Origin of the sequence: Myroides sp. WP-1 (genome assembly GCF_014145635.1) — a bacterium.
Lineage (GTDB): Bacteria > Bacteroidota > Bacteroidia > Flavobacteriales > Flavobacteriaceae > Flavobacterium.
Genome location: NZ_JACHTC010000071.1, coordinates 1 through 615, shown reverse-complemented (window position 1 = coordinate 615; position 615 = coordinate 1). Strand labels below are relative to the sequence as shown.

1 protein-coding gene is annotated in these 615 nt (G+C 43.1%); it reads left to right on the top strand.

Annotation, left to right across the window (positions count from 1 at the left end; all coding sequences use genetic code 11):
• Positions 1 to 615: M48 family metallopeptidase (locus H4K33_RS16380; RefSeq protein WP_182650876.1), on the top strand; the 615-nt coding region annotated here is incomplete at both ends.

Below are 615 nucleotides of genomic sequence, written 5' to 3'. Positions count from 1 at the left end.
ATCAGAAGTTAATCCGCGGTGCCAAGACAGATAATTATATTTATTTACAATTAGCGGATTGTTATTACAACATATTCAATACAGTAGAGGCAGCGAAGTATTACGGAAAGGCCTTGGAGAAAGATCCGAGTTTAGATTCAGAGTTGTACTACCGCTATGCACAAATGCTCAAAGCGAGTGGTCGTTATGATTCTTCGAATGCCGCTATGAAGAAATTCGCTGAGCGCAATCCGGAGGATCAGCGCGCGATTGCTTTTTTACGCGAGCCCGATTACATTCCGCGTTTACGTGCGCAAGAGGAGTTGTTTACTTTTGAAGAATCAGGGATCAATGACCGTCAAGGGAATGATTTCGGAGCCTTCTTAACTACGGGAGATACGCTTTATTTTGCTTCTACACGAGCAGGTAATAACTCGAAGAAAAAGTATGGCTGGGATAACCAAGGTTATTTGGATATCTACCAAGCGAAATACAAAAACGCTGATGATCCATTGTATGATGTAGAGCCTGTATCAGAGTTGAACACGAAGTATCACGACGGACCAGCTACTGTAACAGGAGATGGTCAGACGATGTACTTTGCTACGGAGAGTTTCCGTGCAGGAAAGTTTACCA